General features: G+C 39.5%; 11 protein-coding genes. 5 read left to right on the top strand and 6 right to left on the bottom strand.

Going from position 1 to position 22,204, the window contains the following annotated elements:
- Nucleotides 1-21: 21 nt before the first annotated feature.
- The 3 genes from QX565_RS13065 to QX565_RS13055 form a co-directional block, all read right to left on the bottom strand.
- Complete coding sequence (locus QX565_RS13065) at nt 22-633, bottom strand: RNA polymerase sigma-70 factor (protein WP_223381569.1); 612 nt, start codon at nt 631-633, stop codon at nt 22-24.
- A 170-nt stretch (nt 634-803) separates the two neighbouring features.
- Nucleotides 804-1,529 (bottom strand): response regulator transcription factor, encoded by a 726-nt coding sequence (locus QX565_RS13060; RefSeq protein ID WP_221650113.1) that lies wholly within the window; start codon nt 1,527-1,529, stop codon nt 804-806.
- Nucleotides 1,526-2,884, bottom strand: a complete 1,359-nt coding sequence (locus QX565_RS13055) for a sensor histidine kinase (RefSeq protein WP_289292978.1) — start codon at nt 2,882-2,884, stop codon at nt 1,526-1,528. The genes QX565_RS13060 and QX565_RS13055 overlap by 4 nt, the downstream gene beginning before the upstream one ends.
- A gap of 245 nt (nt 2,885-3,129) precedes the next feature.
- On the opposite strand from QX565_RS13055, the gene QX565_RS13050 reads away from it, so the two are divergent.
- On the top strand, nt 3,130-3,579 hold the full coding sequence (locus QX565_RS13050) for a DUF3267 domain-containing protein (RefSeq protein ID WP_289292977.1): 450 nt from the start codon (nt 3,130-3,132) through the stop codon (nt 3,577-3,579).
- Here the strand turns inward: QX565_RS13050 and QX565_RS13045 are convergent.
- From QX565_RS13045 to QX565_RS13035, 3 genes are all read right to left on the bottom strand, one after another.
- Nucleotides 3,576-5,801, bottom strand: a complete 2,226-nt coding sequence (locus QX565_RS13045; protein WP_289292976.1) for a sensor histidine kinase — start codon at nt 5,799-5,801, stop codon at nt 3,576-3,578. The two genes, QX565_RS13050 and QX565_RS13045, sit on opposite strands and share 4 nt — an antisense overlap.
- A 472-nt stretch (nt 5,802-6,273) precedes the next feature.
- Nucleotides 6,274-8,247, bottom strand: a complete 1,974-nt coding sequence (locus QX565_RS13040) for an FG-GAP repeat domain-containing protein (protein WP_289292975.1) — start codon at nt 8,245-8,247, stop codon at nt 6,274-6,276.
- A gap of 66 nt (nt 8,248-8,313) precedes the next feature.
- Complete coding sequence (locus tag QX565_RS13035) at nt 8,314-10,581, bottom strand: glycoside hydrolase family 97 protein (RefSeq protein WP_289292973.1); 2,268 nt, start codon at nt 10,579-10,581, stop codon at nt 8,314-8,316.
- Between the two features lie 321 nt (nt 10,582-10,902).
- On the opposite strand from QX565_RS13035, the gene QX565_RS13030 reads away from it, so the two are divergent.
- From QX565_RS13030 to QX565_RS13015, 4 genes are all read left to right on the top strand, one after another.
- Complete coding sequence (locus tag QX565_RS13030) at nt 10,903-13,842, top strand: galactose-binding domain-containing protein (RefSeq protein WP_289293024.1); 2,940 nt, start codon at nt 10,903-10,905, stop codon at nt 13,840-13,842.
- 327 nt (nt 13,843-14,169) lie between these two features.
- Nucleotides 14,170-17,562, top strand: coding sequence for an RHS repeat domain-containing protein (locus QX565_RS13025; RefSeq protein ID WP_289292972.1), 3,393 nt, complete (start codon nt 14,170-14,172; stop codon nt 17,560-17,562).
- Between the two features lie 19 nt (nt 17,563-17,581).
- Entirely contained in the window at nt 17,582-18,766 is a 1,185-nt protein-coding gene (locus QX565_RS13020; RefSeq protein WP_289292971.1) for a T9SS type A sorting domain-containing protein, read from the top strand.
- 1 nt (nt 18,767) lies between these two features.
- Nucleotides 18,768-22,037: a DUF6443 domain-containing protein gene (locus QX565_RS13015; RefSeq protein WP_289292970.1), complete on the top strand. Its 3,270-nt coding sequence runs from the start codon at nt 18,768-18,770 to the stop codon at nt 22,035-22,037.
- Nucleotides 22,038-22,204: the final 167 nt, after the last annotated feature.

Genomic DNA, 22,204 nt, shown 5'->3' with positions numbered 1-22,204 from the left:
GAAGTCTGCCCGAATCGGATTTTATTGATTAAAGAGATAGAAATATAGAGCTGTAATAGCAAGAATGTAATCTTTCAATTCTTCTCTAAGCAAGCTGAGTGCTTTTTTTATGTGGTATTTTACGGTATTGACAGAAATATTTAGTTCGTCGGCAATCTCAGCATAACTTTTGTCACCGTACCGGCTGAGTAAAAACACTTTTCTACATTCTTCCGGCATTTCCCGGATGATGTCTTCTATTTTATCTTCCAGCTCTGATAAAATAATTTGTTCAAACATCTCTTGATCCGGAATATAGCAACTCGATGAACCAATTTCGCTTTCAAAGCTGACTACTTCTGCTTCCCGGGAGTAACTGCGTAAATAGTCAATACTCTTATTGTGTACAGAAGTTAGCAGATATGACTTTACAGATGTTGAAATGTTCAGTAGTTCTCTTTTTTCCCAAATAGAGAGCATGACATCTTCCGCTATATTTTGGCTTAGGTGATAATCTTCCACATATTCATATGCAATAGAACACATCAAGGCATAGTAATGGTCAAAGATGAATCTGAATGTATCATGATCTCCTTTTCTGATTCCATTAATGAGCTGTGCATCGTGCATGAAAATGTCTTTTTTATTATTCATCCGATCCGATATTCGTGTTATTCTATGAAATGTACGATTACTTTACTGATACTATGTCAGTTGTGTATTCTAATTTTTGTTTTTTTTAAAGTATTTATTATAGCAAATCAATAAGTATGAGTAGTTAATACAAGAAATAAAGAATGAAAATAATGACAAATGTATTGTTCCTACTCTTCCAACAGGGTCAAACCCACTCCCTTTACTGTTTTGATACTCACTGTTTCATCCTCTGCGAATAGTTTTCTTAATTTAGTGACAAATACGTCCAGGCTGCGTGAAGCAAAGTAATCACCTTCTGTACCCCATAGTTTTTCAAGAATAGTTTCCCGTTTTACCACTTCACCTTTCTTTTCACAAAGCATCTGTAAGAGTGCAGCTTCGCGTACTGTCAGCGTTCTGCTACTTCCTGATGCGTACTTTAGCGTAGCATGTTCCGCATCCAGTGTATAATTCTTACCTATCCGGTAGATAGCTTCATCTACTGTTGCTGTATTTGTGGGTGCTACAGGCTTTTCCGGTGCTTTTTGGCTCATCTTCATCAATGCCTGTACATGTGCATTCAGTTCTTCCGGGAGAAATGGTTTTTTCAGATAGTTGTTTACTCCCAACTCATAGCCTTTTACTACGTCTTTGGGCGATACCCGTCCCGAACTGAATAGAATAGGGGTGTCTGTATCCGTTTCACGAATGCGCTTCACCATTTCATATCCATCCATTACAGGCATTTCAATGTCCGAAACGATCACGTCCGGTTTCCATTCCTGCCATATTTTTAATCCTTCCACACCGTTCGCGGCATCTTTTATTTCATATCCGCCAATCATGTCTTCAAGCCCGCCCTGAATAATATACCTTAAGTTGGCATCATCTTCAACTAACAATAACCTTATCATACTATCTCTTTATTTTGTTGTGGAATATTTATAGTAAATTCGCTATATTCTCCTTCTATACTTTCAAGCTTTACGCTTCCGTGATGTGCCCGTACAACATGGAATACATAGTTTAATCCAAGTCCAAAACCCGGAGCTCCTCCTTTTCGATTTCGTTGTACGGCTGAGGCACGTTCAAATTTCTCGAATATCTTTCCTTGCTCTTTCAGTGGGATTCCCATACCGTTATCTTTCACACTGATGTGTGTATATCCATTGGATGAGGCCGAAGAGGATATTTTTATTTGTACACTCTCTTCCGAGTATTTGATGGCATTATCAATCAGATTGCTGATAGCCTCTTTCAGAAACTCCTCATCTGCATATACTTTTTCTTCCTGCAGATCAAGGATAAACTCAACATTTTTTTCTGCTTTGGCAGTAAACTTCTCGGTGAGATCTTCCATAATGGGACGCAGATTTACTTCCTTTTTCTCAAGCAGCAGTTTGCCCTCTTCCAGTTTTGACAAAGTCAGTACTTTATTGACCAATGCCAGCAAATGTTCTTCTTCGTCCTCCATGATATCGAAATACTTTTCCTTCCGTTCCGGTTTATCATCCAGTTTTCCGCTACGCAGGATACGTGTACCCATGAGGATAGAACTGAGTGGGGTTTTCATATCATGTATCATGGCATAAGAAAAGTCTTCGCGTATTTTGGCTATTTTATTTTGTTTCACAATCACTTTGATTTGTTGTACAAGGCAATAGATAACGATGAACAGAAGTAATACCGTTCCGATGAGGAACATTCGCATCTGGAGGATAATCAATTTATAAGGATTGTCGATGGTGGCCTGTATACCTTTGGAGAAATCTTCCCGAATAGGGAATATCTGTGTTTGCATTTCATTGTGAAGCCGGACAATACTACTGTCTTCTGCAAAGTCCTCTACATATTTATAGCGTGTAGAATCAATGTCAACGGAATCTATACGGAAATGGAGTTTTCCGAGATTTACTTTGTCCAGCTCTTCCCTGTAACAAGAGTCAAGAGATTGATAGTTGAGAGGGATGTTATATTCGTGATGAATACTGTGCAGGGCAGTTATCAAAATCAATCTGTCGGCCATATCATTTTTCGCACGTATTTTGGTAGAATCCAGTTGGAGTACGGTACCATTGGGAATATTCCCTTTAAATTGCTTACTTGATTTTGAGGATTCCTGTAATTGTGCTTCCAGAAAAGCATTATTGATTTTTTCGTACAATTCATTCTCCAACAAATGATAGGAGTTGGAAAACCACATTCCTTGCAGTGCTACTACCGCCAGGATAGCAATGACAGTAATATATCGAAATAGCGGTTTATTCATGCTTTTTTCTTTTAATTCGTTGGCAAAGATAGAAAAATAGTTTGTGATTATTCACTTTTTTAAGTATTTGGTAACGTCGAATGTTTTGTACGTATGGAAATCTCCCCGCACAGGAAGTGCTTAACGTAGCGTTAACGTAATGATAACATTGTAATAACATACTTTTAATTTACTCCGTTTTATCTTTGCAATGCCGGGAGTAGAGAAAAATAGAAATCTTTCTTCCTTTATTTATATGGAATGAGATGACGACTGATACAGAAAATAAAAAGCCTCTGTTGGCCATTAGCTGTGGAGCAGGTGGGACGCAGATTATCTTGAGGACGGTTCCGTGTGCTTATTCGTTTATTGCATACGAACTTATTCGTGCATTTTTCTTTCTGTTTTTTGTGAAGCGGGGGTTCCGGTCTGTTTCCTTGACAATGAAGGGGAGGTTATTGTTTGCCAATTGTTCGTGTAGTGAACCTTTATATGTATGGCAATTTGTCATAGTATCTTTAATGCCTACTCTTCTTTTGGGAGTTCTTCCTCTGTGTTACACTCTGTTTTCCGGACGGTTCGTTTTTCTTTTAATCAGCATTCCGTTTCTGCTGATGGGTATCAATGATTATAAAACAATTTGGCTACTCAGATATTTCGAGGAGAATAATCTGGTAATTAATTATTTAGAACGAAAGGAGAGGAGGATACATTAAACCGGAAAAGATAATGTGAACTCGCTGAACTTATTTTCTACACTTTCTACCCTGACCCTGCCATTATGGGCAACCATTACCTGCTGAACATAATTTAGTCCAAGTCCGAAGCCATTGGCTTCGCTTCGTCTGTTGGCTGAAACACGCTCGAACTTATTGAATATTTTACTTTGTTCTTTCAGTGGGATGCCCAACCCGTTGTCGTGTACTTTAATTTTAATGAAGCCATTTTCTTCTTCACACACAATACTGATTTTTACTTCTTCGTGAGAGTATTTGATAGCATTGTCTATCAGGTTGCTGAGAATCTCACGCGGACAGAATGCATCGGCATAAACAGAATGACAACGGTGGAATACTTTCGAAAAATCTACCGGCTTATGAGCTTTTAAACGGAATTTTTCTATAAGATCATCTATCAAAGGTTCTAAATTCACATTCTCTTTATGTAACTGTAACTTGTCTTTTTCTATTTGTGTGAGTAGTATTACCCGGTTTGACAAGGTAAGCAGATGCTCGCATTCGTCGGACATAGTACGAAGATATCTTTCTTTTTTTACCGGATTGTCATTAATTCTCCCTGTCCCTAATATATGTGCTCCCATAAGAATAGAGTTCAGAGGTGATTTCATATCATGAATCATGGCATAAGTAAGATCTTTCTGGAACTGTGCAAGGCGGCGTTGCAGGAAGGTAATTTTCACCTGGTAGAATATGCAACCAACAATAAGGATAAACATTAATCCCAGTGAAAGCAGTAATGGCCACAACGGTTTTAGTATTAATAGTTGTGGAGAAGATATTGCTGCCTGTACTACTTTGCTGCTATCATTGTTCAGAGGGATGAACCGGGTTATGAGATCCGGTGCCCCGGTTGTATATCCGGAGCGTGTGCTTTCTTCTGTTTCTAAGGTGGGATATTTCAGTATATTGATACAGACCGGGTTTGTGATTCCTGCTTCCTGTAGATAGGTGATAAATACAGAGTCCATATGATGCAAAGAAAATGGAGCAGGGGTGGAGCAGGAGTTTATTGCTTCAAGCATTTTAAGAGCCGAACGTAGCGTATAATTTGCATCAATTGAGTTGTAGACGTGATAAACATATACTCTTGTTACAGGCGTTTTCGTTCGCATGGCCTCCTCTTTTTGCTTTTGTGCAAAAGGAGTAAGACCGGTTTCCGGGAAGTTGAGTATTACTTTTTTTTCTTTACTGGCCATATAATGAGGAAACTGATGATAACTTACTTCATTGAAGAATGCTTCTTCAAAGTATGTATTTATTTTGTGTGCAAATGCTTCTTGTCCGGTATTGTATAAAAAAACAATCCAGATTATTAGTAATAGAAATGTACCTGCCAGACTGAGTATAGAAAGTGCTTTGGAAGAACGTTGTTTTTTTCCCTGATTCTGTTGTGTTGCCTCCCGGGCGGCTGTCAGAGTTTCTTCGGTCATCGTAAGCAGTGTATTGCTTTCATTCTCAATTTCCTGCCATTGTTCTTGTGCTATTTTAGCAGGAATATCAGAAACCGGAGCAGCCATGTTTCCGGCTAATACATAAAAAGAGCTTTCCTGTACCTTTATGGTTTGCTGTTGGCGAATGATGAGTTTTATCTGTGAAATGATACTGCATATTACTACGGTCATCAGGCCGAAAGTAAACAGATAGAGTAATGATACTTTCTTTAAAATCAAGACGTAGGGAGAAACAATAACGGCTTGTACGGCTATATCGTTTTCACGGTCTATAAAGAAAGGTTCGGAGGCTAATACACCTACGCTTCGGTTGAATGCCGGGTTTGTGCTGGCCAATGTCCGGTGAGTTTTCGTATCTATTTTGTTGATTACAACTTCGCTGTCAATATGATCTTGTTTCAGCTTCTTTTTCAGTACGGCTGCCAATTCATCAATAGGAAATTCTACACCGTATTCAGTTTTTAATATCCGGGCCAGATACTCATTACCTCGCAGATTTTGCTCGTCTGTCGGGAGGTCTGCATATGGTTCAATAGGTATATAGGTGACGGTTGTTCCGTCAGGATAGGGAAGCTGGTTGACCAGATTGTCGATGGTTTCGTAAAAGGCAATGAAAAAACTCTTTTTTACTGTGAGTTTCATCATTTCTATATTACTGCGATAGGCATAAAATAGCCCTCCGACTTGGAGTATCAGAGTTAATGTAAGTCCTACAAGGGTGATAATCGTTACTTTACGCGTACGCATCTCTTACAATTTTGTCGTAAAGATAGTACATTTTGGGAGAAGCGTTGTGCGGCTTATCGGTTTTTAGGTAGTTATTAGCTGCTATGGAAGTATTACTTTGAGAAGATTGTAAGGTAACTGAAGATAAAAACAAATGTATAAGATCTGCTTTGTATATAATTATAAACTATATATAGTCAACGTTGGCAAATAAAAGATGAATTATGAAAGTAAATTGATATAACAATTTCGGGTTTTCGTAAACTGCTGTTTACCAATGTGTTATATAGTCTTCTTTTTTCTCTACGAGGAACGCATCGAAACTCTACGAGAAACGACTCGTTAGTCGTAGAGAAACAGGGCTTTTCTCTACGACCAACGAATTGAATATTTATAAGATTTGACAGAAACAACTGGAAAAGAAAAGACCACTTTTTATCAATGTAATAAAATATGATTTCTTTTTCGGGCTATTTCCATACATGGCTAATTTTTATTGTAGTACACAAACTTTGTGAGTGGTATTGGCTACTTTTACCAGATAGATACCCTGGTTTACTTTTTCGGTTGCTTTATTGTCACATATACCGTTAACGATCTGTTTGCCATCAATCGTGTTAATGACATAAGCCGTACTGCTGTCGCTTTCAATAATAATAGTACCATTGTTTACATATACGTTGGCAGTAACGACTTGAGTATTTCCGATACCACTGCCACCCGCTACATTCGCTACGATAAATTTACCACCGAGGTTACCATTATCCACAGGTTGTACGGCGAATTCATAATCAGTCGTATTGAACCCTTTCATACGAATCTGATGGCTATTAATCAGACGAGCTGCAACTTTAGAATCATAAGTTGTAGTCCCGAATATTTTATTCGCCTGGAGGCTTGCCGGGGCATAGGTATAGGTGTAAGTTACTCCGAAGTCATCTGCTTTTTTAGCTTTAATGTATATATTGTAACGGATGGCTTCTGCCGGAGTTGTACCGTCTGTCGCGTTTCCCCAGAAAATAATTACATCTGAACCGTCTTGTTTAACCTGTACATCTGAATTGCTTACAAATTCGGGAGCTTCATTCATAGCAAGATCACTGGTTAAATTATTGGGTACTGCCCGGTTGAACCAGTTAGGCTCCTTAGGTCCCCATCCACTGATAGAATAGTCGAGCGCACCGTCATGGTTGAAATCAATAAAGTTCACATCAGACTCGTGAGAGTTGGTGTTATCATTCAGGAATTCACGGGTGAAGCTGTTGTCTCCATTGTTGTAATATAAGTTAGTGAGGGAGTAGTCAGTTTCCGTCTGCCCGTCTGTTGATGACCATCCACATTGAATCATAATATCAATCTTACCATCATTGTTGATGTCACCTATGGCGGGCATTGCTCTGGCTGTAAGTAGATTGGTTACTTCTGTTTTCAAAGGATCGGCAAAAGTTCCGTCGCCATTATTGATGTATAAGTTTCCTACGGTATTATTGGTTTCTGTGTCACTATTCTTAAAGTCTCCAAACTCCAGAATATCGGGATAACCGTCATTGTTCACATCTGCAGTAAAGGTCGTACCGCTCTTTTGACCTTCGAAAAAGCCCTGCTGGGTTGTTTCGCGGAAAGTGCCGTCACCATTGTTAAAGTAAATAGTGGTAGTGGCAACCCAGCCGTTAGTCTGGTCATTACCGGATACGATGAGATCCAGATATCCGTCTTTATTTAAATCACTCAGATAAACGGAACCGGTTGTGATTGTTTTGAAGGGGTCAATTCCTTCTCCGTCTTCTCCCACGGGATTTTGTACTTCTTCGAAAACACCTTGGTTATTTCTGTATAGAATCACGTGCCAACTCTCATCTTTACGTGCCCAGCCTGTCATAAACAGATCGGTCCATCCGTCATTATCATAATCGCCGGCTGCACAGAAGTAACCCCGGTGTTGTCCTTCGGATTCTCCGATGCCCAGTTCGTCTATCTCTTGCTGAACAGCATGCTCAAAAGGGTTATCGGGATCTCCTGTCCCTCTCCAGATAGCAGTATAATTTTCTCTGTTTTGTCCGCCCTCTCCGTTGTCAGTCACTTTTTTTCCCTGTACATAAAGATCCATGATACCGTCGTTGTCGAAATCCAATACAACTGCACCGGCAATCTCGAGCTTAGGAATATTAACGGGTATGTTGGTAAATTCGCTTCCTTCTTCATTTCTGAACAGATATGCATGACCCATATCCTGGTGTTTACCACCAATAAGGAAACGGTCCGGATAACCATCGTTGTTGTAGTCGAACCATAAGTCCTGTCCCCATTGAAACCAGGAACAGACATTGGCACCTTCAGGATCGCTGGGATCTCCCCACGGTTGTCTGATCACATCTCCCCATTCTACTTTTACAGGTTCGGTAGCGAATGCATTCGAAGCTACTAAAGCACTTAATGCCATTGTTGAAAGTAATTTTCTAATTTTCATAATGTAACTATTTAATGGTTAATACTAAAGTCGTTTATCGGAGCTGAAATCCATTCTCTCCATAATTTAGTTTTTGTAAATGAGTTTGCTCTGACTGAGGCCTGGAGTAGTACACTTCACACAGTAATAGCCTCTCGACAGTTGCGCTATTGATATGCAGAGCGGATTATCTTTCTTTGTATAATCCGGATAGAACGGGCGTCCTGCAATATCGTAGAGATGAATGTCGGCTGTAAGTTCGCGTTCCGGGAGTTGTACATAGATACTTTCATTATTTTGTTCGTACCATATCTGCACCTTTTCCCGAAGTGCTGTGTTTTTGACGCTTGTATAGTTGGGATCGGGATAAATGCGCATAACAAAACCACCTCCTTCTGCCAGTTTGAAGCTCATCCGGGTTTGGCTGGTAACATCAATCGTATGGCATTTGCAAGCTGTTGCATCTCCTGTTGTACTTGATGTATCATTATTTTTTTCCGGTACGTCTTCTATAATGTAAGCCTTATAAGGCATTCCGCGAGTAAGAAATGAAAAATCGACATCCAGTGTTCGTTCTGTCCAGTTGCTTAGTCCGCCTACATACCATTCCTTATCTGATCTGCGGGCCATGACAGCAAACTCACCTATTTTACCTTGCAGCGGTTTGGTTTCGTTCCAGATAGTAGGCACATGTTTTAGAAATTCCATTATTTCGGGGAACTTACGGTATTCTGTTGGCGCATCGCTTACGAATCCCAATGTCTGATGATATACTACATACTGGGCCATTTGATGTGCACGTGTGCCCAGACTCCAGGGAGCACCTGTCCCTTTCCAGGTCCATCCTTTCCGGGTCTTGTTACGCAAAGACCCCGGAGTCATATCCATTGCTCCTCCAAGCATGCGTAAGAAAGGAACGACGGTGTGATACAATGGATTACAGTTGTCGTTCCATTTGTTACTTTCTTCGCCTGTCACAGCTTCGTAACTGATGATATTCGGGTAAGTACGGTGCCAGGCTACCGGTTTCGGGCAACCGTGAAGTAATAACATCAACTGGTGTTTGGCGCAGCGTTCCGCCATTGTAGGTATCCAGCCTGACGCCACCTGGTCATCTCTTGACATAAAATCGGCTTTCACCCCCGATATACCCCATTCTTTGAAACGGGCAAGCATCGGTTCATCAACCAGCAGGAAGTTAAAATAGCTCCATACCATGATTTTGATACTCTTTGATTTGGCATATGCACACAGCTCTTTGATGTATTCTTCTCCCCAGCCGGCGTCACAAGTCATCCATTCAAATCCCATTTCCGCAGCAAAGTCTACATAATACTTATAAAATTCAAGTGTATGCGGACGTCCGTCTCCAAAAGGACCGTAGATAAAGCCAAGATCTCCTTCAAGTTCTCCGTCGTGCAACCATTCAAAAGCTGTCCGGCCGGCCGATATCCAGGAGAAATCCCCTTCTGCCTGAGGCTTTGCCAGTTTGTAAACCAGGTCATTGTTCATTAATTCCGAATCATCGCGGCTGATAATGAATCCACGCCAGGGATAAGTGCGTACGCCCGGTGTCAGGGCAATGTAATCATAACGCTCCAATACTGCCTGTGAATCATATTTACTGTCGTTCTTTATTTTTTTAGGATATTCGGCCCATTTGCCTACCAATTTATTACCGGCTTCTTTTTTGAGCAGATACATGCCCGGGTAATTTTCTAAATCGGACTCAATAACGGTGATGCCTATATTTTTCTTATTATTTCGGAAGAAACAGGGGTTGATGCCATAATCTCCTGTTTTAACAGATTTGACACTCAACTCACGTTTGTAAGGAAGTTCCCATTGACTCATCGTACGCTTGTCTTCATCGTAAGCAATCCATACTTGCGGGTTATCCTTAAAGTTGAATTCTGCTATTTCATTCCGGATGGTGATACTTCCGTTTATTTTACTTTCTATCCGGTATGCCACCCCTTCATCATAGGCACGGCAGTGCAAGGAATAGAGAGAACCCAGATCAAGGATCATTTCATTATAGGTATCATCAATCTGGTCATTTTCGCCTAAATGCATGGGAATTTTCTGACTGATGGAATTCCGGGAACACTTTTCTACTGCCGGATTCTCTCCCAGTGTGATCCGACGTCCGTTTCTCTCTACTACCATTGCTATCGGAGAGATTTCCGAAAGGGCTTCGCCGTCAGCGAATATCTGATAAGAGAGGGTGTCCCGCATGCTGATTTTGAGTTCCAGACTTCTGTTTGGGGAACTGACTGTATATTCTTCTTGCGCTTTTATTGGCAAGGTCGCGGTGAGGCATAAAGCGATGGTTAAAATAAGGTGTTTTTTCATATTCAGTATTGTTATTACAAATTCTATTAGCCTCTTTTATTGGCTGCTACAAAGAAACGGCACATTTGGCACATTTGAAATGGAGAATTCTATTCTGGATATGGATAATTTTACCTTTGCAGAAATAACGATATTGGAAAGTAAGATTATCCATATCGATGGTAAGATTATCTATTTCTTTTTTGCTATCTATCTGCTTATTTTGCACTCAGCTAATAGAATGCAAAAAGGGATAGCTTTTATATATGAAGGTAATTTTGTTTTCAGGATTTTTTGGAGGATATTATTTATAAATACGATAAAATGGAAATGAAAAGAAAGATGAGTAACACATTGGGAGCCGGACTTTTGCTGCTGGCATCCGCTTTTAGTTTTTCTGTTCAGGCACAACAGGTTTTTCTGCATAGTGGCGAGCCCGTTGTTGACTGGAAACTGAAGCCGCAGGCTGAAGTAAAAGGGGATGCAAACACTTTGTGCAATGCAGGCTATAATGTATCTTCATGGGTAGATGCAGTAGTTCCCGGTACGGCTTTTACGGCTTATGTAAATGCAGGGCTGGAAAAAGACCCTAATTTTGGTGATAATATTCATAAGGTGGACCGGGTTAAGTATGATCGTAGCTTTTGGTATCGTACCGAATTTAAAGTCCCTGCTGATTTTGACAAGGAACTGATCTGGCTTAACTTTAATGGCGTGAACCGTAAAGCCGAAGTTTATCTGAACGGACACAACTTGGGCATTTTGGATGGTTTTATGCATCGGGGACGTTTTAATGTAACCGACATTGTAAATAAAACCGGTGAGAATGTACTGGCTGTACTGGTACACATGCCTCAAACTCCGTTGGCCAACTGTGGTAGTCCTACTTATCTGTCGAGTGGAGGTTGGGACTGGATGCCATATGTTCCGGGATTGAATATGGGTATTACCGATAAAGTCTTTCTGAGTAATACCGGCGGCGTAACCCTGATTGATCCGTGGATACGTACAGATCTTCCAACTCGTGCCCGTGCAGATTTATCTGTTCAGCTGGAAGTGAAAAACAATGAAAGCAAACCGGTTAAAGCTGTTGTTACAGGAACCATCAATCCGGGTAACGTTACCTTTACGAAAGAGGTAGATCTGTCTGCAAATACTACTTCTACTGTTAGCTTCGATAAGCGTTATTATCCGCAGTTGATGATTAATAGTCCGAAATTGTGGTGGCCTAACGGATACGGAGAGCCTAATTTGTATACTTGTACTTTTGAAGTGAAAGTAGACGGAAAAGTATCTGAAGTAAAAGATGTCACTTTCGGTATTAAAAAATATACATATGATAAGGAGAATAACACTTTTCATGTTTATATAAATGACGTTCCTGTATTTGTAAAAGGGGCCAACTGGGGTATGTCGGAGTATATGCTTCGCTGTCGTGGTGCAGAGTATGATACAAAGATTCGTTTGCACAAAGAGATGAACTTTAATATGATTCGCAACTGGCTCGGCTCTGTAACCGATGATGAATTCTATGAAGCCTGTGACAAATATGGAATTATGTTGTGGGATGATTTTTGGATTAATTCGAATCCGAACCTGCCTTATGATCTCAATGTGTTCAATAATAATATGATGGAGAAGATTAAGCGTGTACGCAATCACCCGAGTATTGCCGTATGGTGTGGTGACAACGAATCTAATCCGCAACCGCCGTTAGAAGGTTGGATGGCCGAGAATATTAAGACTTTCGATGGTGGTGACCGTTACTTCCAGGCAAATTCTCACGCACAGGGTTTGACGGGTAGTGGCCCGTGGGGAGCTTTTGAACCACGTTTCTACTTTACCAAGTATCCCGATGGCCTGGAAGGCGATCCGGCACGTGGCTGGGGATTCCGTACAGAGATCGGTACTGCTGCCATGACCACTTTTGAAAGCTTTAAGAAGTTTATGCCGGAAGAAAACTGGTGGCCACGTGATGAGATGTGGAACAAGCACTATTTTGGTCAGAATGCTTTCAATGCAGCTCCCGAACGTTATGATGCTTCTATCGAGAAAGGTTTTGGTAAACCCGATGGCATTGAGGATTACTGCCGTAAAGCACAGCTTATAAACCTTGAATCCAATAAAGCTATGTATGAGGGCTGGCTCGATCGTATGTGGGAAGATGCATCAGGTATCATGACCTGGATGGGACAGTCGGCTTATCCTTCGATGGTGTGGCAGACGTATGATTACTATTATGATCCGACAGGTGTTTATTGGGGTACAAAATCTGCTTGCGAACCGATACATATTCTTTGGAATCCTGTAACGGATGGTGTAAAGGTTGCCAATACTACGGCCCGTGATCTGGAAGGACTGACTGCCGAAGTGAAAGTATACAATCTGGACGGTAAACCTGTGGCAGCATATACAAAGTCGGCTACGGTGAATTCGCCAAGCAATACCACTGTACAGTGCTTTACGATTGATTTCAATAAAGAACGGAAGAACCTTTCTTTAGGTAAACCGACCTATGCATCAAGCGTGACTCACGGACAGCCTTCGGATGCTACGGATGGTAAGAAAGATACCCGTTGGGCAGCAGCTAAAGCCGATAATGAATGGATTTATGTGGATCTGGGCAGTATACAACCCGTAGGCGGTGTACGTCTGGATTGGGAAGCTTCCTTTGGAAAAGCTTATAAGATACAGGTTTCCAGTGACGCGCAAAATTGGAAAGAAGTGTATAAAACGGATGAAGGCCGTGGTGGTGTAGATGAAATTACATTCCCTGAGGTAGATGCCCGCTATGTACGTATGTTTGGTATCGAATTGGGCTGGTGGTTCGGTTATTCGTTATGGAGCTTTGATGTATTGAGTGGTACACAGCCAAGTGAAGGTCTGAGTGATGTTCATTTTATCCGCTTGACCTTGAAAGATAAATCCGGGAATGTACTCTCCGAAAATAATTATTGGCGTGGCAATGACCGTTTAGATTTCACCGCTGTGAATTCTTTGCCCAAAGCCGACCTGAAAGTTTCTTCCAAAATGGTGAAAAAAGACGGAGTTGCCGAGATACAGGCTACAATTACAAATCCGGCTTCAGCCAAGGGTGTGGCTTTTGCCGTACATGTACAGGCATATCGCACTTCGGATGGTGAACGTATTTTGCCCGCTATTATGAATGATAACTATTTTACATTAATGGCAGGTGAGAAAAAGAATGTAACAATCTCATTTGATGAGAAACTATTACAAGGTGGTTCTTATAAATTGGTGGTAACTCCTTATAATAAATAAGGATAAGGTAATTCACCACAGAGTATACACAGGGCACAGAGTTTTAATTATTTAAAATCAATTATATAATAACTCTGTGCCCTTAGTGTATTAATTATAATATTACGTGCTTTAAATAACCATATTGTAGGCTATGATCGTTTTATTGGTATGCCAACGGAGTGGGTGCAGTCACTGCTGGAGTAGTAATAATAACCCTATTTGTACTTTTAAATTACCAATACAAATAAGTCTTTTTGCATATTTCGCTTATTATCTATGATATCATGAATTGTATATTAAGAATAATAGTCATTAATTTACTTTACAATATTGTATAAATAAACAATGAGGCACAAAATCTTTATCTTATTACTTACCTTATCGACTGCTTTATATAGTCAAGATATAAATATTCCGGTTTCTCCCAATGTTGCCTCCATGGGCGAATTTGGTAACTTTCCTATAGGATATCATACCGGGACTCCTGTAATCGAAATTCCTTTCTATGAAATAGATTTGGATGGTTTAATCATACCCATAAAATTGAAATACAATTCATCCGGTATTCGGGTTGATCAGGAATCCGGATGGGTAGGGTTAGGTTGGTCTTTAGAAACGGGAGGGTGCATAACTAAGGAAGTGAGAGGCTTTAATGATTTTAGTTATGACGATTCTACTACTTCTGGAGGAGTGTCTTTCGGGTATTATTATACATGGCAGTCTAACTATGAACAATATCTCTATAAAATTAATTATAATCCGTTGACTGAAGTGATTGAGCAAATAGCGGGAAATGAATTATTGACTACTGAAGCATCCTACTTGACAGGTCAGGACAATGAACCGGATTTATATCATTTTAATTTCTGCGGTTATTCCGGCACTTTTTATTTTCAACCGCGGAAGAATGGCGATCCTATCTCTGATTATATAAAACCTGTAATTAAGTCTTCAAACCAATACCTGGACATTACATACAATACGAGAGAGAATAAATGGCTTGTTGTTGATCAACAAGGATTTAAATTTATTTTTAAAGAGAGTGAATACACACATGTTTATGCAGAACAAACAGAACACGAAACTCCAGCTCTCAGTACAGATAAAAGTAGATTGGATCTCAGAAAAAAAGGTGCCTGTACGGATACGAACTGCCAGTTGGAATCTATCGAATCCCCCAAAGGCCGAAAGGTTAGTTTTACATATAATCATGAGAATTCGAGTACACCCATAAGTACTTCTTATCAATCTGATATTCCGATATTTGATAAGAGTTTTGGCGATATAGTTATTGGAGGCGGAACAAATAAGTATTATAGCTATACCTACTCCGGCATAGAGCAGTTACTACCCTCTACTATCAGCTTTGATGGAGGTAGTATCTCTTTTATAACTTCGGCAAGGAAAGATATGGAGCGTTACGCTGATTTATATCGTGTCCGGCCCGGGATTTCATCTTTGCCTCCTCAGAAACTGGATAAGGTTATAATTAAAAATCGATCAGATAATCATGTCAAAAACATAAAATTTTCCTATAGTTATATGAATGATACGACGGATGTTAAATTGAGTCGTTTAATGCTCAATTCGTTTGAAATAACTGATGCACAAGAACAGATACATCAGCAATACAAGTTTACGTACAAAGAGGGAGTATTACCTGCCAAAAACTCTTATAATTCAGATTTGTGGGGATATTACAACGGGGCTGTGAATCAAGTCCAGCTTCCTACTTATACAGAATTAAAAACTCAGGGAAATATAGAGAATACTTGTAACTATCCTGAATCTTACATAAAAATAGGTGCTGATAAACTTACGAATGAAAAGTATATGCAGTATGGAACTTTGGATATGATTGAATATCCTACCGGAGGTAAAACACGATTTATATATGAATCACATGATTTCCGAAATGGGAGTAATGGTGGATTTATTAGAAGGTTTCCCTTAAGTTCAGGTGTTTCATACAGCCCGGATGCCAGTTTCCAACAAGGCAGTGAATACACTTATGGAAAAGATTTTGTTTTAGAAGATGATTCGTATCTAAGATTGTCTTTTCACTATCACGTACACGATTCATACAAACCGGCTTTGTCAAGAGCAAGTCGTATCTTCCTTCAGGAAAAGCATGGTAACGGCTATATAGATGTTTATAGTAAATTGATTAATCTGGAAAAAGAAGCTGAAACAATTAATTTAGATGCGGATGCCGTTTATCTCAAAAAAGGAACATATAGAATTTATTTATGGAGAGAGGCAAAGGATCAAAATGGACAAAATAAATCTTTCAATTATCATCTATCAGCAAGTACCATGGCTCTTTCCTGGCAGAATGAGAGTAAAGGAGGTGGGCTTAGAATTAAAGAAATACAGAATATAGATAAGGGTGGCATAGTAAGTACAAAGCGATATTCCTATTCGGAAAATGGACAATCATCGGGTTGCTTATTATCAATACCCGACTATGCTTTTTTGCAGATTTTAGACCGGACAATAACGAACAGCACTTATTATGAAAGTATACGAATGAGGATGCTGAAATTTATGGCTTACAATAAACAATTTAGTCCCAACTTTGGCACCCCTTTTATTCCCAACAATGGTGCTGCTGCTCAGGTTGTTTGTAAATACGTTGAAGAGAGCTGTGTGGATGCGAACAACCAAACGACAGGAAAAACTACCTACAGATACATGGCAGAGCCCTTCAAAACAAAGATCCCATTTCCAATACCTAAAGAGTATCATATAGGCAATGGTTCATTGCTGGAGGAGGCTCATTATGACAGTGACGGAATTCTACAGAAGAAAAAGATATTTAATTATTCTTTTAAACAGATACCGGGAGCTTTTACACAATATATACCTAAATTTTATGAACCTTTTGATGCCAGTAGGATAGGAATACAGTTCTATGAAGTCAAACCTGAATATTGGAGTTTGGATTCTATTTCGGAGAGTGATTATTTTGACTTTGGCAAGAAAGCTGTTCATAAGCAGACAAGGTATAAATATGATATGGGCAACCGGCTCGTTTCAGAGCAAATGGAGTCTTTAGGGGAAAATGACTTTGTAACCTTAACAAAGTATGCAAAAGATTTTTCAGACCAAATAGCTCTAAAAATGAAAGATAAAAGTATGATTGGAGTTCCTCTTGAAACTGTTACACTCAAAGATGGTAAAATCATATCCGGAAATAAATCTCAATATATTTTTGATGCAAGTTTGGATGCTGTATTAAAGAAAAGTTCTTACTCATTGAAAAAAGTACCTTCTCTGTCTCTGACAGATAATTATTCGCAATACTATGAAGCCGATTATACGGTTGTTAGTTATGATAATTACGGTAATCCTGTTGAGATAGAAAAAAAGGATGGTATTCGTGTTATATATCTTTGGTCGTATAATGGGCAATATCTGGTTGCTGAGATAAAAAATGCTACTTCCTCCACTGTAAATACTGCTTTGGTATCTGTTGGTCTGATATCTATTGATTCTTTGTCAACAAATGTCAATCCTGATAAATCGAAACTGGATAAGTTAAGAACCTTATCTGCCTTAAGTGACGCTCATATTACGACCTTTCAATATAAGCCATTGATTGGTGTAACTCAAATAACTGATCCCTCAGGTGTGACGGCCTATTATGAATATGATTCATTAGGTCGTCTGATACATGTAATGGATACGAATCACAATACTGTTGAAGAGTACGATTACCATTATAGGAATCAATAAAAAATAATACTTTGAACTTATGATTACGGACAATAAAAAGAGAGTCGCTCTGCTACTTCTACTTCTTGTAAGTACGAGCTTATGTTACTCACAATATACCTTACAAAAGGATTATATCCATATACGTGCTAACGACACAGTAGTGAAGCAAGAAGTGAATTATAAGGATCCGGGGCGTAGTGGGACTAATGTTTTCTGGAATTACAGTAATCTCCAACCGGTGAAGTTCCCTTATTGCATTTGCTATGGTGGCAACGATACGGTGGTCTTTGTAAAAGAGCACCTGACAGAGTATAAATACCGGTTGAACTGTGGTGATTCTTTGATGTTGGAGGGATACCGTAATCGTACCACCTATTTCAATGCTCTTGTACCCGGCCTTGAATTTCGATATCCGTTTCATTATATGGACTCTCTGGAAAGTAATTTTTATGGAGAGGGGAAATATAGTGATAAGTTGGCATTCATTTCACAAGGTCGTGAAAAAGTGAAGGTAGATGCCTGGGGAACCATGTTGCTTCCGGGCAACGATACCTTGAAGAATGTGGTTCGGATGTGTCTACAAAAAGATATTTGTGAACATATCTCTTGGACGGACTCCATCTTACTTAGAGTACATGGTGATTCTACTGTCCTTCGTAAAGCCCGTATTGAAGAGCATCTGAGAAGCGATACTGTATTACTGCGTCAGACAAATTATCGTTGGTATGCCGAAGGATACCGTTATCCGGTATTTGAAACCATCCGTTGTGAAACTTTTAAGTCCGGTAGCCCGATAGCATATTATGCGACTGCGTTTTATTATCCTCCGGAAGAGCATATCTATCTTGAAAATGATTCGCTCAACAAGCAATTACAAGAGTTACTGAAGGAGAATAGTCTCTTAGCTGGCCAGCATACTTCCAGGCCAGGAGAAGATGAATCTCTCCCTCCGTTGCAATCAGAATTGTTGGTCTTTTACAATATTTACCCCAATCCGGTAAAAACAGATGTTACTTTGGAGTATTACTTATCGGATGACGCACAGGTATGTATCAGTCTTTTTGATCTTAGCGGACGGTTGCTGAAGCAAACAGACAGCGGGAGGAAGCCTGGAGGAACCTATAATGAAACCATCTCAATGGATGCTTGTCCAAGAGGAAGCTACGTATTACGGTTAACGGTGGCTGATAAAACATTTGTTGAAAAACTAATAAAGGAATAGAATGATGAGACGTACATTATTATCCATGTTTATAAATGGCTTATGTTTTTCTCTGCTGAACGGACAATCTGCTGATCAAAACTATATTCGCATTATTACTCCCAGCATTACCACTTCGGATGCTTCTTCATTGGTACCTTCTCAGTGTATCACTCGTGTTCAGTATTATGATGGGCTTGGACGTTCTGCAGAGACTGTGATGAAGAGTATTACTCCACAAATGAATGATCTTGTTTCAATGGTGGAATACGATACTTTTGGGCGTATGTCACACGAATGGCAACCTGTTGCAATGGGTGGTACTTCGGGTGAATACCGTCCTACATCGGATGTGAAAGCACGGTCTTCTTCTTTTTATGGAGATGAATATGCCTATACGAGTACTTATTATGACTCTTCTCCTTTGAACCGTGTCGTGAAGCAAATTGGTCCCGGAGCGGATTGGCATGTCAATGATAAAGCCCAACGGACCGAGTATCAGGTGAATACGGCAACCGGAGAGTTATCCGTTCCTTGTTTCGTTGTTGAAAACAATCGCCTGAAGCGAAGTGGCTTTTATCCGGCTTCGAGCTTGATCATCACATTGACGAAGGACGAAGATGATGTCACCTTTTATGATTTTACCGATTTGGAAGGTAAGCGCATTAAGTATAAAAATGTAGTTTATGTGTACGATAATCTGGGGCAACTTCGTTATGTTTTACCTCCTTTCTTTTTTAATACTTATGGATCTTCTGTATCGGCTGATGGCTTCTATGATGTCACTCCGGAAACGGGCTTGTATAAAATGTGTTATGTCTATAATTACGATGACAGGGGTAATTGTATCAGCAAGAAACTGCCTGGCATAGAACCTATTTATTACGTTTATGATAAAGCCGATCGACCGGTTCTTTCCCAATCTCCCAACCAACGTGCTCATGATGAATGGAGTTTTACAAAATACGATGCTTTGTCCCGTCCTATTTTGTCCGGTACAACAAAAATAAGTGGGAAAAGTCATGGACAGCTATGTGAAGAATATCGCAATCAACTCTCGAAAGAGACCTTTACAGGTAGTATCGTATCTGATTGTTATGGCTACAGTAATGTGAGCTTACCTATCCGGAATCTGACTATTCTAAAAGTGGACTTTTATGATAACTATACGTTTATAGGCAACCTTGGATTGCCTTCTCCGTTTAATTATCAGATGCAAAGTGGTTTTTCCACCTCTTATCTTACTACTCCTAAGGGGATACATACCGGTAGTATAGTCAAAGTCTTTGATTCTACTGTGGCGAACAAGTTTTATTCGGTTTTTTATTACGATACTAAGGGGCGTGTTATTCAAAGCTGCAATAATAATTCCTTGGCAGGTTTTGATACTTATTTCACCTCTTATAATTTCTCCGGTTCTCCGGTTGATGTGCTGCATATCCATTCCAGTAGTACGATTTCCTCTTTGAATGAACGCTATCATTATACGTATGATCATGGCGGTCGGCTGACGCAAACTACTCACTCTTTGAATAGTGGGGCAGAGCGAATTCTTGCACAAAATGAATATGATGAACTGGGACATCTTCGGAAGAAGAGTTATCCGGGAAATCTTGATTCCGCCACGTATGGTTATAACGTTCGTGGATGGATAGATCAAATCAATTCTACTCATTACAGGCAGGCTATTTATTACGGTTTTTGGCAGAATAAATCGAAAAGTTGTTATAATGGCAATCCAGCCGGTGCATCCTATTCTACTACTTATCGTGATCCGGTTACAGGGGCATTGGCACAAACCGGCGAACTGTTGGTTGAATATGAATATGATGGTGAAATATTGAAAATGATGTCGTCCGGAAGTATAGAAGATGGCCAGTTCGAATATGATAGTGATATGGGGGAGAGCTGTCCTTCTATTTATGACGCTATCCTTCGTTTTTACAAAGGACAATCTGAAGATTTAATGTTACTAAGTTCGCAGGGATACGGAATTGATAATATTTGTGAATATGGTGCAAACAATGTTGCATCTCTTCCTATACAATTTATGTCGAAATACCCTGATGCTACTCCTACCTTTTTCTATGATGCTAACGGAAACTTATATAAAGATTTAAACCGTGGTATTACAGGTATTGATTACAACTTGCTGAACCTGCCCGAAAAGATAACTTTTGAAAATAGCAGTAATATCCGTTACCGTTACGATGCCGACGGTACTAAGCTCCGGGCTGATTATAAAACCGTTTTTAATGAACTGTATACTCCCATCGGCTTACCCGTGCAAACAAGTTCCGGTACTTTAACGGTCGAGCACCATATCGATTATTGCGACAACCTAATCTATGAAGATAATGTATTGAAAAAGATCCGAGTTGATGGTGGCTATATCAACTATAATCCCTCTACAAATAATGGTGAATACTGTTATTACATCACAGATCAAATTGGTAGTAATCGCGTTATATTAAGTGAGACCCGCGGTGTGATTCAGTATGCCGATTATTATCCTTATGGCATTCCTTTTTCAGAGATACTTATGGAAGAAGATAATTTCCTCCATGCAGGTAAAGAACTTGAAAAGATGCACGGGCTTTATTGGTATGATAACGGCAAGCGTTGGTACGATCCGATCCTTGCCCGTTTTACTACGATGGATCCTTTGTGTGAGAAGTATTATGATAAGAATCCGTATTCGTATTGTGGGGATAATCCAATGAGGTATGGGGATGTAAGAGGGGATAGTATTACTGTGCTTAATCTGGGTAGTGGAACCGATCAACACATGGGGCTTCTGATTCAGGATAAATCTGGTAAATGGAATTATTTTTCATTCAATGGTGTTCCTGCGTATAATAAAACATTGGGCGTTTTGGGAGGAAGACCTTTTGATGATATAGAGGTTGGCTCTTTTGATTCGCCTGAAAAATTTATGAATAGTCCTTACAATAAAAAATATGAAAAGATAGAAGAGAAGGCAGATCCCTCGATTAATTCATACGGATATCCGGAAGGATATGTAATACCTGCAACTCAGGATCAGGATGAAACAATTAAAAAAACATATATTGATGCAGTTAATGAAGGTTATACTTTAAGTGATAATCAATGTGCAAAAGTTGTTCAGAGGGCTTTGTCAAAAGCAGGTATAAGTGTATATGAATCTACAGTTACCCATTATCCGTATGCGAGTAGTGTGACAAGAACTCTTCCATATTTACCCAGTAATGCTTATTCTGTTATCAAATCAAATAATCCGCAAGGATATTCAGTGTATAAACGCAAATAATATAGTCTATGAAGAAGTTTACTAAAAAAAGATTTTTCAAATGGCTGTTTGTTACGATATTGATACTACTTGGATTGTATAAATGTACGATACCTGTGTTTCTTTTACGGCCGTACGATATCCATTGTGATTCAATCTCTCAGATAATTAGTACCGAAAGAGATATT

This window comes from Bacteroides sp. 41_26, from assembly GCF_949740115.1.
Taxonomy (GTDB): Bacteria; Bacteroidota; Bacteroidia; order Bacteroidales; family Bacteroidaceae; genus Bacteroides; species Bacteroides nordii.
Note: the sequence above shows the minus strand (reverse complement) of the source record. Positions and strands in the feature narration are given on the sequence as shown.